Raw genomic sequence first — 14,600 nt, 5'->3', positions numbered from 1 at the left:
TCCTCCTGGGGGGCCACCGTCACGAGCCCTGCGGCTGCCGGGCCGCCGCTTCCGACAGGCGGGGGCCGGTGGGCAGGAAGGTCGACCAGTTCACCGGAACGGGGGACGGCTTCACCTTCTCGTAGCCGAGGCGGGTCTGGGCGATCTGCGCCTCGTTGAGCTGCTGCTCACGTTCCTTGGCGGAGGTTCCGATGCCCTTGTCGTCCGTGGCGCTGTCGTTGTTGGACTGCAGGGCGTACCGCAGGCCTGTGTCGGTGACCAGGAAGACGCCGCCCGCGCCGGTCTCGGTGCCCTGGAACTGCCGGTAGAGCTGGCCGGAGCCCGGGGTGACGTAGGCGCTGGAGGAACCGGTGGGGAGCTGGGCGGGGAAGTCCTTGCCGGCCCAGGTGGACAGGGTCGTCGTGCCGTTCTTGCCGTTCACCGAGCGCAGGACGTTGCAGACGGTGTTGCGGCCGGCGGTGGCGGAGGAGCCGTCGTTGACCGTCTGGGGCCGGTACGACGGCCAGGTGCGCTGTCCGTCGAAGTCGGTGCTGTCGACGACCGCGCCGGGGCTGACCTGCTGCGCCTCACCGGCCTGTCCGACGCCGACGAGGTCGCCGCTGTTGAGCAGCAGGGTGGCGGTGAACTCCGAGATGCGCGCCACGGCGCCCTGCAGCACCACGTAGTACTGCATGCGCCGGCCGTCGTAGGCCTTGATGACCATGCCGACCTTGTCGTACTGCCGGAGCATGTCGGAGGCTCCCGCGTCGGCGCCCGGGGTGCCCTTGATGTCGGGGATGGCGATCGGGTCGCCCTTGTGGAGGGTGTCCAGCCAGTCCTGGGAGACGCGCTGCGGGGCGCGTCCCTGGGTGTCGAGGGCCTTGAGGAGTTCCTTGTCGGCCGGGTCCGCCAGCGGGTAGGCGTATCCGCGCGAGTCGACGACGTACTGGCTCTTGCCGTCCGGGCCGACGACGTACATCAGCTCTCCCCCGGAGAGTCTGTCCGCGCCCTCGGTCCGGGACCACTCCTTCTCGGCGAGGACGAACGCCGCCTTCTGGATGGCCCGGCCGCCCGGTCCGGGGCGCTCGCAGACCGCCCATCGCATGGCCTTCTCGGCCTCTTCGGGCGAGGGCAGGCGGTCGGGTGCGTAGGGGATGCCGATGGTGGCTCCGTGCGGGGGCTTGCCGCTGTCCAGCACGTCCTCGGCGACGGTGATGACGCTGTCCTTGTCGGGGTCCAGGAGGAGCTTGGCGGACGCCATGTTGAGAACCGGGTGCAGCTGCTTCTCCCCGCCCGTCTTGAGGACGACGTAGCGGGTCGTGGACTTGCTGGCCACGATCACGTGCGCCCCCGGCTCGTCCCACCCCTTCGGCGCCGTCGGGCTGAACATGCCGATCGCGCCGAACACGGCGAGGACGACCACCCCGACGACGAGGCTGGGCACGACCGCTCTGAGCGGCTTGGGAGCTCCCTCCTCCGAGCCTGTCGGAGAGGGTTGCAGGAAGGACGCGAGAGTGCGGCGCTTCGCGAAGGTGTAGGCGTTCAGTTCATCGCGCCGTGATGCCATCTGTGTTCGTTCTCTCCCCGTACGAAGCCATGGAGACCGGCGGAGCGGCAGCGCGGACCACTGGCGTCCGCCCCGTCCCGGTTGCCTCTGGAACCTCGGCTGTCAGACCCGGCACCTACTATGCCTGTTGCACAGTGGTGCGCGCGGCACGGGTAGGGTGCTGAAGCCTTGCCGCCTGCCGAGTGCGGTGTTTTCTGGGATAGTTCGGGGGTTTTGCAGTGATGGCTTCCGCACCGCGAACCCGGTCGCGATCGCAATCCGCGGCGCGGCGGGCCGACGCGGCGCCGACCACCGGTGATTCCGCGAGCTCTCGCGGTGCCGGGACCGCACGCGGTTCCTCGACCGCTCGCGGGTCCGTCACGCCGCATCTGCAGGCACGTTCGGGACGTGGTGGCTCCTTCGCGTTGCAACGGCTGGTGATGCTGGAGCTGGCCGCCGCTCTGGTGGTGTGCGGTTGGCTCGTCGGTCCCGCCGCCCTGGTGCCCGCGGGTGTGGTCGCCGGCATCCTGGCGCTGCTCGCCGTCGTACGCCGGCGGGGGCGCTCCCTGCCGGAGTGGCTGGGCAGTCAGCTGGCGCTGCGGGCCCGACTGCGCAAAGCCCCCGGGACTCCCCTGCCGTCCGGGGTGGACTCCAGCCTGGTTCCCGCCGTGGAGTGCGAGCCGAACCTGCGGACGTACCAGTACAGCCACCGCGACGACCACGACCGGCGTCCGGTGGGCATGGTGGGCGACGGGGGCTTTCTCACCGCCGTCCTCCAGGTGGAGGCCGACGCCGGTGCCCTGCGCGCCGAGCGCGGGCGCACACCGCTGCCTCTCGCCCTGGTGCGGGACGTGCTCGAGGTGGACGGCATCCGTCTGGAGTCGGCCCAGGTCGTGGTGCACACGCAGCCCGCGCCCGCGCCTCATCTGCCGCAGCAGTCGGTCGTGGTGACGAACTACGCGCAGCTCCAGGCGGAGACGGCCTCCCCCGCGGTCCGCATCATGTGGATCGCGCTGAAGCTCGACCCCGAGCTGTGCCCGGAGGCGGTGGCCGCGCGCGGCGGGGGACTCCTCGGCGCGCAGAAGTGCCTGGTGCGCTCGGCGGAGCACCTGTCGAGCCGGCTGACCGGCGCCGGGTTCCGGGCGAATGTGCTGACGGAGGAGGAGCTGTCCGCCGCGATCGCCACCTCGGCGTGCGCCAACCCGATGGTGACCTCGCAGGCCGACCAGGGCGACGCGCCCCGGCGCCGGACCGAGGAGTCCAGCCGCAGTTGGCGCTGCGACAACCGGCGGCACACCACCTACTGGGTACGGCGCTGGCCGCAGCTCGGCGGCTCGGGCGTCTCGCTGCCGCAGTTGGTGGCCCGGTTGACGGCGGTTCCCGCGCTGGCGACGACGTTCAGTCTGACGCTGGCCCGCAGCGGGCAGCAGGACGTCGCGGTCACGGGGCATGTGCGGGTCACCGGCCGCAGCAGCACCGAGCTGTCGGACGCGCGCCGGGCCCTGGAGCGTGCCGCGCGCGAGGCGCGGACCGGGATCGTCCGTCTCGACCGTGAGCAGCTGCCCGCTGTGCTCGCCACGCTGCCGCTCGGAGGTGCCCGCTGATGGCCATGACCACGTCGACGTCACCCGCCGCCCCCGCCGTCGGCGGCCGGCCGGACAGCGGCCTGCGGGAGCGGCTGCGCACCGGGTTCGGGCTGTTGGGGCCGCGGCATCCGCGGCACACGCTGTCCCTCTCCCAGATCGACACGCTCGCCCTGCCCGTCGGGGACGACGGTGTCGTCGTGGGCGTGGACGCCGAGGGGCAGCCGGCCGTGCTCGGGGTGAACCGGCCGACGCCGTTCGACATCCTGTTCATCGGCGGCCTGTGGACGGCGCAGGTGCTGGCGCTGCGCGCGGCGGCGACGGGTGCGCGGGTCACGGTGGAGACCGGCAGACCCGGGCACTGGGCGCAGGTCGTCCAGGCGGTCGGCGGTGGCCAGTCGGGGATGACGGTGCACGACGTGGGCCGGGTGCCCCCGCAGGGTGCCTCGGCGATGGGGCCGGTCCTGGTGATCCGGGACTGCGGCATGCGGCCCCCGCGCGGGCGGGTGGCGTCGGCGCCCTGGCAGTCGGTGCTCACGCTGCTGCCCTATCTGAGCCCGGTGGCACCGCGGTTGATGCGCCAGGCGCGTCTGGTGGGTGTCCAGCGGGTCTCGCCGGACGAGGCGGTGGAGATCGGCCGCGCGGCGCGGCTGCCCCGTGCCGAGTACGAGGCCCTGCCCACGCTCGCCGACGGCGTCACCCTGTGGTGTACGGAACGGGACCGGCAGTACGTGATGACGCAGCCGACGGACGCCGAGGTCGGTCTGCTGGGTACTCCTCGCCGGATGGACTGACCGACCGCCTTTCGACCGTTTTGGTGCCTCACGTCGCCCCTGCCTGCCCGTCCTCGTCGCGGGGGTTGTCGAGATCGGCGGGTATCGGGGGGCGGGCGGGGCTGCCGGGGTGGTGCCTGTGGTGATTAGGCTGGGTCCCGGCGCGACGCCAGAACCCGTGGACGGGGCGTCGGCGTCCCAGGGGGAGAGCCGGTGGATCGGACGACCTCGAACGACCTCGGACAACGGCGAACGACAAGCAAGGGTCGCCCCAGCACGGCGTGAGGGTGCTCGACCACACCAGGAGGAATTGTGAGCAGCGATCGGGACGGGATCCGCGGGGGCTGGGCGACACCCGGCGATGACCAACCCGACGCGGAGTCCGCAATCGAGACGACGGGCGAGTTCACCATCGACTACGCGCCGCCCGCCTGGTACACGCAGAACGCGTCCGGGGATTCCGGACAGGGGCAGGGGGCCGGTGCGTCGGGTGGCGCCGCGTCCCCGCCCGCTTCTCCTGCTCCTCAGCCGCCGTCCCAGCCGGCCGGGCCCTTCACACCGCCACCCCCGCCGGCGACGAGTACGCCCTACGCCCCGCCCGCACCGTCCGCGCCTCCCACCGCCGGGTCGGCCGGGGTGCCCGGTCTTCCCGTGGGGAGCGGTTTCGAGCCTCAGCAGCCGCCGGCCCAGGCGGCGGCCCAGCCCGCGCCGGATCCGGAACCGGAGGTGCGGCAGCCGGAGCCGCGGGTGGAGCCCGAGCCCGGCAACGGCGACCTCGAGAGCGGTGCCACGATGCGGTTCTCGGCCGCTGCCCTGAAGCGGGAGTTCGCGGAGCTCGCCGCCGCCGACGAGGCGCGGCAGGAGGAAGCGCGGCAGCACGACGAGCGGGAGAGCGCTGCCGGCGGGGCGGCGAGTGCGGCCGGGGAAGCCGACAGTGAGCCGGCCGCCTCCGACCCGTCCGTCTCCGACGAGGCCGACGCCGTCACCGGCACCGGCACCGGCGACGGCGCCGATGCGGGTGACGCCACGGCAGAGGCCACCTCGGTGGACGACGCTGCGGAGCCCGAACACACCGACGGCGACGACGAGGTGGCGGAAGGGGACAGCGCGGTCGGCGACGAGGAGCTGTCCGCCGGTGCCTCCGAGGCTCCGGAAGCGGCCGGTGACGCCGACCCGGCCGCGGAGCCCGTTCCGGACCAGCCCGCTGAACTCGCTCCGGCGACTCCGGTCGCTCCGGCGCCGCAGGACATCGCGCCGCAGGGCACGGCACCGGAGGGCACGGCACCGCAGGGCCCCGCTTCCGTCGGCGTACCTCCCGCCGCGCCGGACGGTGTGCCGCCGTTGCCTCCGTCGTACCCTCCGGCCGCGCCCGCTCCGGCGCATCAGTGGCCCGCGCAGCCTCAGCCGACGCCTGCCGCGCCGGGGCAGCCGGACGTGCCGGCGCAGCAGCCCTCTTTCCAGCCTCAGGCCCCGCAGCCGGCGCCCGCCGCGTGGCACGCGCAGGCCGGTACGCCGATGCCTCCCGCCCAGGGCCCGGGGCAGCCTCCGGCCCCGGCGGGTTACGGCTTCCCGCCGCAGGGCGCCACTCCCCCGGCGGCCGCCCAGCCCCAGGCACCGCCGCCGGGCGGTCCGGGTGCCATGCCCGCCGCCGGCTACGGCTTCCCGCAGCCGGGTGGCTCGGTTCCGCAGCCCCAGCCCGGCGGTTACGGCTTCCCGCAGCAGGGCGCCCCGGGTGCCACGCCCCCCACCGGTTACGGCTTCCCCCAGCCGCCCGCGCCGCAGGGACAGCCGCAGCACCCCGGCGTCCCGCACCAGGCGCACCCGGGGCACCAGGTGCCGCCGCAGGCGCAACCCGGCCAGACCCCGCAGTCGCCTCAGCCGCCGCAGGCACCGCAGCCGGCACAGCCCGACCAGCAGCAGCATCAGCCGCCGCACCAGGCCGGGCCCCAGCCGCACCCCCAGCAGCCGGCCGACCCCCGGCTCGGTACCGCCTGGCCGCAGCCCATGCAGCACGACCAGCGGCAGCCCACCAACCCGGGTGCGGCGCCGCTCGGTTACACGGCGGCTGTGGAGCTGTCGTCGGACCGGCTGCTCAACAAGAAGCAGAAGGCGAAGAGCAGCCGCCCGGCGGCCGGCGGTTCGCGCTTCAAGCTGGGCGGGAAGAAGGAAGAGGCCGAGCGGCAGCGGAAGTTGGAGCTGATCCGCACCCCGGTGCTCTCCTGCTACCGCATCGCCGTCATCAGCCTCAAGGGCGGTGTCGGCAAGACGACCACGACCACCGCGCTGGGGTCCACGCTCGCCACCGAGCGGCAGGACAAGATCCTCGCGATCGACGCGAACCCGGACGCCGGTACGCTCGGCCGCCGGGTGCGCCGCGAGACCGGGGCCACCATCCGTGACCTCGTCCAGGCGATCCCGTACCTCAACTCGTACATGGACATCAGGCGGTTCACGTCCCAGGCGCCGTCCGGGCTCGAGATCATCGCCAACGACGTCGACCCGGCCGTGTCCACGACCTTCAACGACGAGGACTACCGGCGCGCGATCGACGTCCTGGGCCGGCAGTACCCGGTCATCCTGACCGACTCGGGCACCGGTCTGCTGTACAGCGCCATGCGCGGAGTACTCGACCTCGCCGACCAGCTGATCATCATCTCCACGCCGTCCGTGGACGGCGCGAGCAGCGCCAGCACGACGCTGGACTGGCTGTCCGCGCACGGGTACGCCGACCTCGTGTCCCGCTCCATCACCGTCATCTCCGGGGTCCGCGAGACCGGCAAGATGATCAAGGTCGAGGACATCGTCGGCCACTTCCAGACGCGCTGCCGGGGTGTCGTGGTGGTGCCGTTCGACGAGCACCTGGCGGCCGGCGCCGAGGTCGACCTCGACATGATGCGGCCGAAGGTGCGGGAGGCGTACTTCAACCTCGCGGCGATGGTCGCCGAGGACTTCGTCCGCCACCAGCAGTCGCACGGCCTGTGGACGTCCGACGGCAACCCGCCGCCGGTCGCCGCGCCGCCCATGCCGGGCCACGAATTCCCGGGGCAGGCGATGCCCGGTCAGCCCGTACCGGGGCAGGGCGTGCCCGGACAGGCGCCCTATCCGGGCCAGCCGTACCCCGGGCAGCCGTACCAAGGGCAGCCGGGTGCGGGCCAGTTCGCGCCCCAGCCGCCCCATCCCGGACAGCCCCAGCCGGGGCAGCCGCAGCCGGGGCAGCCGCAGCAGTACGGGCAGCCCGCCCAGCAGCCGGGGCAGCCGTACCCCCAGCAGCCCGGTCACCCCCAGCAGCCGCAGGCCCCGCAGGGCCAGATCCCGCCCCCGCCCCCACCACAGCAGTGAGCCGGCGGCCCCCGGGCCCGCGTCGTCACCCGACGGCGCGGGCCTTCGCGCGTTCGCGGTCAGAACCGGCGGGAACGCGCCGCCACACTCTCACCAGCAAGGCGTCAATGGTCTCCACCAATGTGGGCGACCCGGCGGTGAACTCGTCGTTTCCGCAGGCCACATGGGGTTTGACACACCGTTGACGCGCGCAGACTGCCGCTGATAGACACACACTTCATTCCGTCGGCGTCAACCGATCAAGCTTCACGCAAGGCTGCTCAAAACACGTTCACGTCTGTTCGCACCTGTTCAAGCCCGCCCCGTGTGGCACGCCGAGCGAGCGTCCCGCGCGAGTGATGACGCGAGGTCTCCGAACCATGAACACACAAGATCAGCACGGCAGAGGACGTATCGGCTCCCGCCTGAAGAGGACGCGGCTGCCGGCCGCCGCGGGCGCTGCCGCCGCCCTCGTCCTCGCGTCCGGCATCGCCACCCCGTCGGCCTCGGCCGGACCTCGGAGCGGCCCGGTACAGGCCGGGGAGGGCAAGGGCGACAAGGTCCTCACCGTCGCGGTCGCCCAGAGCGTCGACTCGCTCAGCCCGTTCCTCGCGGTACGGCTGGTCAGCACGAGCATCCACCGGCTGACGTACGAGTACCTGACCAGCTACGACCCCAAGGACAACCACGTCATACCGGGCCTGGCCACCCAGTGGCAGTCGTCCCCGGACAAGCTGACCTGGACGTACACCATCCGCTCCGACTCCAAGTGGTCGGACGGCCGGCAGGTCACCGCCGAGGACGCGGCGTGGACGTTCAACACGATGATGACCGACGACGGCGCCGCCACCGCCAACGGCAGCTTCGTCACCAACTTCGAGAAGGTCACCGCGCCCAGCCCCACCCAGCTGGTGATCAAGCTGAAGACGCCGCAGGCCACGATGACCGCGCTCGACGTGCCGATCGTGCCCAAGCACGTGTGGGAGAAGGTCGACGACTTCTCCGAGTTCAACAACGACAAGAGCTTCCCGCTCGTCGGCGACGGACCGTTCGTCCTCACCGACTACAAGCCGGACAGCTATGTGCGGCTGAAGGCCAACAAGGACTACTGGCGGGGCGCGCCGAAGTTCGACGAGCTGGTCTTCCGGTACTACAAGGACCAGGACGCCGCCGTCGCCGCCCTGCGCAAGGGCGAGGTGTCCTTCGTCGCCGGATCCCCGTCGCTGACCCCCGCCCAGGCGGCCTCGCTCAAGGGCGACAAGAACATCCACGTCAACGACGCGCCCGGCCGCCGCTTCTACGCCCTCGCCACCAACCCGGGCGCGCAGTCCAAGGACGGCACGAAGTTCGGTGACGGCGACCCGTCGCTGCTCGACCAGCGGGTGCGGAACGCGCTGTTCATGGCGGTGGACCGCAAGACGATCGTCGACAAGGTCTTCCAGGGCCACGCGGTCCAGGGCGAGGGCTACATACCGCCGCGCTTCTCCTCGTACTTCTGGAAGCCGTCGGCGAGCCAGGAACTCGCCTACGACCCGGCCGCCGCGGGCAAGCTGCTCGACGAGGCGGGCTACAAGAAGAACGCCGACGGCAAGCGCGTCGGCAAGGACGGCAAACCGCTGAACTACCGCGTCCTGTGCCACGCCACCGACCCCAACGACAAGGCGGTCGGCAAGTACCTCCAGGAGTGGTGGGGCGAGCTCGGCATCGAGACCACCCTCAACTGCCTCGACAACGTGACCGACCCGTGGCTGGCGGGCACGTACGACCTGGCCTTCGACGGCTGGTCCGTCAACCCGGACCCCGACTTCGTGCTCTCCATCCACACCTGTGCCGCCCGTCCGCAGACACCCAAGGACACCGGTGCCACGGACAACTTCATCTGCGACAAGACGTACGACGACCTCTACGCCAAGCAGCTCGCCGAGTACGACCCGGCCAAGCGGGCGGAGATCGTCAAGCAGATGCAGTCGCGGCTGTACGACCTGGGCTACATGAACGTGATGGCCTATCCGAACGCCGTCGAGGCCTACCGCACGGACCAGATCGAGTCGATCACCACGATGCCCTCGAAGGCGGGCAACATCTACGGCCAGGACGGCTACTGGAGCTGGTGGTCCGCCGTCCCCGCGGACTCCGGTGACTCCTCGGACGACGCGTCGTCGACCGGCGTGGTGATCGGGATCGTCGCGGGCGTCGTCGTACTCGTCGGACTCGGGGTGCTGGTCGCGGTGCGCCGCCGGTCCACGGCGGAAGAGCGTGAGTAGGCGGGCCCGCTCATGACCGCGGAAGCGACATCCTCCTCGCTCGGCACAGCGGCCGCGGCCGGTCCGGTGAAGTCCGGGCCGGCCGGGGCGGGGCGCGCGTCACGGGCCGGCGCCGGGGCCGCGTATCTGCGGTACGTGGCCGGCAAGCTGGCCGGTGCGGCCGTCTCGCTGTTCGCCGTCCTCGTCACCAGCTTCTTCCTCTTCCGGCTGATCCCCGGCGACCCGGTGAAGTTCATGACCGGCGGCCGCCCGGTGTCTGCGGAGCAGATCGCCTCCTACCGGCGGGAGTTCGGTCTCGACCTGCCGGTGTGGCAGCAGTTCACGCAGTACTGCGGCAAGGCGCTGACAGGGGACCTGGGGACCTCGTACCAGTTCCACGGCCCCGTCATCGACAAGATCACCGAGGCGCTGCCGAACACGCTGCTGCTCACCGGCACGGCCTTCGTGCTGTACACGGCCCTGGGCATCTTCCTCGGCACCCGCTCCGCGTGGCGGCACGGCCGGCTCGGCGACCGGATCAACACCGGGCTGGCACTGACGCTCTACTCCATCCCCTCCTTCTGGCTGGGGCTGCTGCTCATCATCGTGCTGTCGGTCGGCGTGGGGCCGGTCCCGGGCATGTTCCCGACCGCGGGCATGGAGTCGGGCGGCGAGCAGGGCTTCGCGTACGTCGCCGACGTCGCCCACCACCTCGTCCTGCCGGTGGTGACGCTGGTGGCGGTGGAGTACGGGCAGACGCTGCTGGTCACCCGGTCGGCGCTGCTGGACGAGATGGGCGGCGACTATCTGACCACGGCGCGCGCCAAGGGCCTCAGGGACGATCTCGTACGGCGCCGGCACGCCGTGCCGAACGCGCTGCTGCCGACCGTGACGCTGATCTTCGTCAACCTCGGCCGGACCGTCGCCGGTGTCATCCTCGTCGAGACGGTCTTCTCCTGGCCGGGGCTCGGCGGGCTGTTCTACCAGGCGCTGAGTGTGCCCGATCTGCCGTTGGTGCAGGGGCTGTTCTTCGTCTTCGCCTCGGCGGTGATCCTGATGAACACCCTGGCCGACCTCCTGTATCCGCTGCTCGACCCGAGGGTGGGCCGATGACCGCCGAGACCGCTCCGCCGCTCGGCCCGCGCATGCTCGCGTGGCAGCGCCGCCGGGCCTCCGCCGCACGTTTCTGGAAGGAGTACCGGCGCCACCGCGCGGGCCTGTTCGGGCTCGCCGCGCTGCTGCTGTTCGGGCTGCTGGCACTGACCGCGCCGCTGACCGTCGGGTCGGACGTGCAGGGCGTGACCGACGCTCCCGGGCAGCCGCTGGAGGGGCCCAGCGGCCGATTCCCGCTGGGCACCGACCAGTTCGGGCGCAATCTGCTGGGGCTGCTGATCTGGGGGTCGCGCGTCTCCCTGCTGGTCGGGCTGCTCGCGGCCGTGCTGTCGGTGGCCATCGGCGCGCTGATCGGCATCACCGCCGGGCATTTCCGCGGGTGGTACGCCACGGTGGTCATGCGTGTCACGGACTGGTTCCTGGTGATGCCGACGCTGGTGCTCGCCATCGTGCTCGCGACCGTCATGTCCCGTTCGCTGGGCACGATCGTCCTGGCGATCGGCGTCACCACCTGGCCGACGACCGCGCGGCTGGTGCGGGCCCAGACGCTGGCGGTGGAGTCGCGGCCGTACATCGAACGCGCGAAGGCGCTCGGCGGCGGGCACGGGCACATCATGTCCCGGCACGTGCTGCCGAACGTGATGCCGCTGATCCTCGCCCAGACCACCCTGATCATCTCCTCCGCGATCCTCGCCGAGGCCACCCTGGCGTTCCTGGGGCTCGGGGACCCCTCGGTCGTGTCGTGGGGCGGGCTGCTGCAGGACGCGCGGGAGGCGGGGGCGGTCAGCTCCGGCGACTGGTGGTACCTGGTGCCGCCGGGCATCGCGATCGCGGTCGTCGCGCTGGCGTTCACGCTGTGCGGGCGTGCGGTCGAGTCCGTTCTCAACCCCAGACTGGGGGTGTCCCGTTGAGCCTGCTCGACGTCCGGAACCTGGAAGTGACCTACCCGGGGGGCGCGGCCGCCGTACGCGGGGTCGACCTGAGCCTCGCCGCGGGCGAGAAGCTCGGCATCGCGGGCGAGTCCGGCTGCGGCAAGTCCACGCTGGCACTGGCGCTGCTGCGGCTGCTGCCCGCCGGCGCCCGGGTCGGCGGCGAGATCCTTCTCGACGGGGAGGACGTGCTGACGATGAAGTGGGGCCGGGTCCGTGCGGTGCGCTGGGCCGGGGCGTCGATCGTCTTCCAGGGCGCGATGCACTCCCTCAACGCCGTGCACCGCGTCGGCGACCAGATCGCCGAACCGATCCTGCTGCACCGCAGGGCCACCCCGGCCGACGCGCGGAAGAGGGCCGGTGAGCTGCTGGAGCAGGTGGGCCTGCCGGCGGCACGGGCGTCCGCCTACCCGCACGAGCTGTCCGGAGGACAGCGGCAGCGCGTGATGATCGCGATGGCGCTGGCCTGCGATCCGCGTCTGATCGTCGCCGACGAACCCACCACCGCGCTCGACGTGATGGTCCAGGCCCAGATCCTCCGCCTGATCGAGGAGCTGGTCAGCGAGCAGGACGTGGGCCTGGTGATGATCAGTCACGACCTCGCCGTCCTCGCCGACACCTGCGACCGGCTCGCGGTGATGTACGCGGGCCGGGTGGTCGAGGAGGGCCCGGCACGGCTGGTCCACGACGACGCCCGGCACCCCTATGGCAGGGCGCTGTCGGAGGCCTTCCCGAGGATCGGTGACCCGCGGTCGCGGTTCGCGCCGCGCGGACTGCCCGGCGACCCGCCCGACCCTGCCGCGGTGCCGTCCGGCTGCGCCTTCCACCCGCGCTGCCCCGTCGCGCTGGACGTCTGCGCCACCGACGACCAGGCGCTGCGCGCGGCGGGGGCGGACCGGTGGGCGGCGTGCGTGCACGTGACCGCGGGGACACCGGCGGCCACGGAGGAAGCGGAAGTGAGGAGCAGCACCGCATGACGACCACGCCACCCCTGCTGAGCGTCGAGGACCTGCACGTCACCTTCCCCGGCCGGCACGGCGCACCGCCCGCCCGGGCCGTGGACGGGGTCGACCTCGACATCCGGCCGGGCGAGATCGTGGCGCTGGTCGGCGAGTCCGGCTGCGGCAAGACGACCCTGGCCCGGTCCCTGCTCGGCCTCGTCCCGCCGACCTCGGGCCGCGTCACCTTCGACGGGGCGCCGCTCGACTACTCCTCGCGCGCGCTGAAGGCCTACCGCAAGCGCGCCCAGCTCGTCCTCCAGGACCCGAGCGGATCCCTCAACCCGCGGCACACGGTGTACGACGCCGTCGCCGAGGGGCTGCGCATCCACGGGTACGGCGGTGACGAGCGGGCGGCGGTCGCCGGTGCGCTGGCCCGGGCGGGGCTGCGGCCGCCGGAGCGGTTCTTCCTGCGCTACCCGCACGAGCTGTCGGGCGGCCAGCGCCAGCGGGTCGTCATCGCGGGCGCGCTGGTCCTGGAGCCCGAGCTGGTCGTCGCCGACGAGCCGGTGGCGTCCCTCGACGCCTCGGTGCGCGGCGAGATCCTCGCGCTGCTGCTGCGTCTGCGTACCGAACTCGGGCTGTCCGCGCTGGTGGTGACCCACGACCTCGGTCTGGCCTGGAACATCGCCGACCGGGTCGCGGTGATGTACCTCGGCCGGATCGTGGAGACGGGCGAGGTCGAGCGGGTGCTGACGGCGCCGCGGCACCCGTACACCCAGGCCCTGCTGTCCGTCCTGCCCGAGGCCCCCGGGGCCCCGGTCGTCCTCACCGGCGAACCCCCGGACCCGTCCCGGGTCCCCGCCGGCTGCCGCTTCCACGCCCGTTGCCAGATCCTGGCGAGCGGCGAGGCGTCCCGCGCCGGCGTCGCCGACGCGTGCCGGACCCGGGACCTGGAGATTCTCGACGGCGGCGGGGAGGCGCAGGTGGCGTGCCACTGGGCGCGGGCGCGGGAGCAGGCGGGGGCGGAGACCGGAGCGGTCTGAGGGCGCCGGACGGCGTGGCCGCGACCGACGGCCACTCGGGACACCGTCGCCCGGTGACAGGTCCCGGTGACAGGTGGGGTCAGGCCCGCTTGTCGTCCGCCGCGATGATCTCGCGGCACTCCTGGACGTCCTCGGCCATCCGCTCGAGGAGCGCGTCCAGCGTCTCGAACTTCGCCTGGCCCCGCACGAAGGCCAGGAAGTCCACGGCGACGTGCAGCCCGTACAGGTCCAGGCCGACGCGGTCGATGGCGTACGCCTCCACCGTGCGCTCGGTGCCCTCGAACTGCGGGTTGGTGCCGACGGAGATCGCGGCCGGCATCACCTCGCCCTGGGCGTGCAGCCGGCCGGCGTAGACGCCGTCGGCGGGGATCGCGGTGTGCGGCAGGGTCTCCACGTTGGCCGTGGGGAAGCCCAGCTCCCGGCCCCGCTGGGCACCGCGGACGACCACGCCCTCCACGCGGTGCGGCCGGCCCAGGATCTCGGCGGCGCCCCGGACGTCGCCCTCGGCGACCAGGCGGCGGGTCAGGGTGGAGGAGAACGGCTCGCCGCCGCCCGCCTCGCCGGACACGTACAGGTCGACGACCTCGACCTCGAAGTCGTAGATCCGGCCCTGCTCGGTGAGGAAGTCCACGTTCCCGGCGGCCTTGTGGCCGAAACGGAAGTTGGGGCCCTCGACGACGGCCTTGGCGTGCAGCTTGTCGACAAGGACCTTGACCACGAAGTCGGCCGCGGACAGCTTGGAGAACTCCGTCGTGAAGGGGAGGATCAGCACCGCGTCCACGCCCAGTTCGGCACAGAGTTCGGCGCGGCGGTGGTGCGGCGCGAGCAGCGGGGGGTGGCTGCCGGGGCGGACGACCTCGCTGGGGTGCGGGTCGAAGGTGACGACGACGGCGGGAACGCCCAGCTCACGGGCGCGGTCCACGGCGTGCTTGATGATCAGCTGGTGTCCGCGGTGGACTCCGTCGTAGGAGCCGATGGTGACGACGCTGCGCCCCCAGTCCTCGGGGATGTCCTCCAAGCCACGCCAGCGCTGCACTGTGTCTGCTCCTTGTCGCACACTCGTCGGAGTCGAAGCCTTCGATGCAGGTCTAAGGGTGCCATGCCGGGCGCCTCCCGCCCGCATCGGCATGGG

10 protein-coding genes are annotated in these 14,600 nt (G+C 72.5%); 8 read left to right on the top strand and 2 right to left on the bottom strand.

The features are described 5' to 3' along the window. Positions 1 to 19: 19 nt before the first annotated feature. The gene (gene eccB / locus ACIRG6_RS29860; RefSeq protein WP_318214671.1) at positions 20 to 1,546 is read right to left on the bottom strand and encodes a type VII secretion protein EccB; all 1,527 of its coding nucleotides are present in this window, start codon (positions 1,544 to 1,546) and stop codon (positions 20 to 22) included. Between the two features lie 221 nt (positions 1,547 to 1,767). On the opposite strand from eccB, the gene eccE reads away from it, so the two are divergent. The 8 genes from eccE (at position 1,768) to ACIRG6_RS29820 (ending at position 13,468) form a co-directional block, all read left to right on the top strand. Further along, the gene (eccE, locus tag ACIRG6_RS29855; protein WP_364680263.1) at positions 1,768 to 3,129 is read left to right on the top strand and encodes a type VII secretion protein EccE; all 1,362 of its coding nucleotides are present in this window, start codon (positions 1,768 to 1,770) and stop codon (positions 3,127 to 3,129) included. After that, complete coding sequence (locus ACIRG6_RS29850; protein WP_318214669.1) at positions 3,129 to 3,902, top strand: hypothetical protein; 774 nt, start codon at positions 3,129 to 3,131, stop codon at positions 3,900 to 3,902. The genes eccE and ACIRG6_RS29850 overlap by 1 nt, the downstream gene beginning before the upstream one ends. A gap of 291 nt (positions 3,903 to 4,193) precedes the next feature. After that, positions 4,194 to 7,220 (top strand): SCO5717 family growth-regulating ATPase, encoded by a 3,027-nt coding sequence (locus tag ACIRG6_RS29845; protein WP_403325035.1) that lies wholly within the window; start codon positions 4,194 to 4,196, stop codon positions 7,218 to 7,220. A 359-nt stretch (positions 7,221 to 7,579) separates the two neighbouring features. Continuing rightward, positions 7,580 to 9,463: an ABC transporter substrate-binding protein gene (locus ACIRG6_RS29840; protein WP_364680269.1), complete on the top strand. Its 1,884-nt coding sequence runs from the start codon at positions 7,580 to 7,582 to the stop codon at positions 9,461 to 9,463. Positions 9,464 to 9,475: 12 nt separating this feature from the next. After that, positions 9,476 to 10,555, top strand: a complete 1,080-nt coding sequence (locus ACIRG6_RS29835; RefSeq protein WP_403325034.1) for an ABC transporter permease — start codon at positions 9,476 to 9,478, stop codon at positions 10,553 to 10,555. After that, the gene (locus ACIRG6_RS29830) at positions 10,552 to 11,466 is read left to right on the top strand and encodes an ABC transporter permease (RefSeq protein ID WP_239763469.1); all 915 of its coding nucleotides are present in this window, start codon (positions 10,552 to 10,554) and stop codon (positions 11,464 to 11,466) included. The genes ACIRG6_RS29835 and ACIRG6_RS29830 overlap by 4 nt, the downstream gene beginning before the upstream one ends. Next, the gene (locus tag ACIRG6_RS29825) at positions 11,463 to 12,461 is read left to right on the top strand and encodes an ABC transporter ATP-binding protein (protein ID WP_364680275.1); all 999 of its coding nucleotides are present in this window, start codon (positions 11,463 to 11,465) and stop codon (positions 12,459 to 12,461) included. Before ACIRG6_RS29830 ends, ACIRG6_RS29825 begins: the two co-directional genes overlap by 4 nt. Further along, positions 12,458 to 13,468, top strand: coding sequence for an ABC transporter ATP-binding protein (locus ACIRG6_RS29820; RefSeq protein ID WP_403325033.1), 1,011 nt, complete (start codon positions 12,458 to 12,460; stop codon positions 13,466 to 13,468). The genes ACIRG6_RS29825 and ACIRG6_RS29820 overlap by 4 nt, the downstream gene beginning before the upstream one ends. Positions 13,469 to 13,547: 79 nt before the next feature. On the opposite strand, the gene ACIRG6_RS29815 is transcribed toward ACIRG6_RS29820, so the two are convergent. Continuing rightward, on the bottom strand, positions 13,548 to 14,504 hold the full coding sequence (locus ACIRG6_RS29815; protein WP_318214662.1) for a bifunctional riboflavin kinase/FAD synthetase: 957 nt from the start codon (positions 14,502 to 14,504) through the stop codon (positions 13,548 to 13,550). Positions 14,505 to 14,600 lie beyond the last annotated feature (96 nt).

Source organism: Streptomyces flaveolus (assembly GCF_044765825.1).
GTDB lineage: Bacteria > Actinomycetota > Actinomycetes > Streptomycetales > Streptomycetaceae > Streptomyces > Streptomyces flaveolus.
Note: the sequence above shows the minus strand (reverse complement) of the source record. Positions and strands in the feature narration are given on the sequence as shown.

Coding starts and splice junctions, on each gene's coding strand:
- ACIRG6_RS29830 (WP_239763469.1), top strand. CDS start 10,552: ATGACCGCCGAGACCGCTCCGCCGCTCGGCCCGCGCATGCTCGCGTGG.
- ACIRG6_RS29840 (WP_364680269.1), top strand. CDS start 7,580: ATGAACACACAAGATCAGCACGGCAGAGGACGTATCGGCTCCCGCCTG.
- eccB (WP_318214671.1), bottom strand. CDS start 1,546: ATGGCATCACGGCGCGATGAACTGAACGCCTACACCTTCGCGAAGCGC.
- eccE (WP_364680263.1), top strand. CDS start 1,768: ATGGCTTCCGCACCGCGAACCCGGTCGCGATCGCAATCCGCGGCGCGG.
- ACIRG6_RS29820 (WP_403325033.1), top strand. CDS start 12,458: ATGACGACCACGCCACCCCTGCTGAGCGTCGAGGACCTGCACGTCACC.
- ACIRG6_RS29835 (WP_403325034.1), top strand. CDS start 9,476: ATGACCGCGGAAGCGACATCCTCCTCGCTCGGCACAGCGGCCGCGGCC.
- ACIRG6_RS29850 (WP_318214669.1), top strand. CDS start 3,129: ATGGCCATGACCACGTCGACGTCACCCGCCGCCCCCGCCGTCGGCGGC.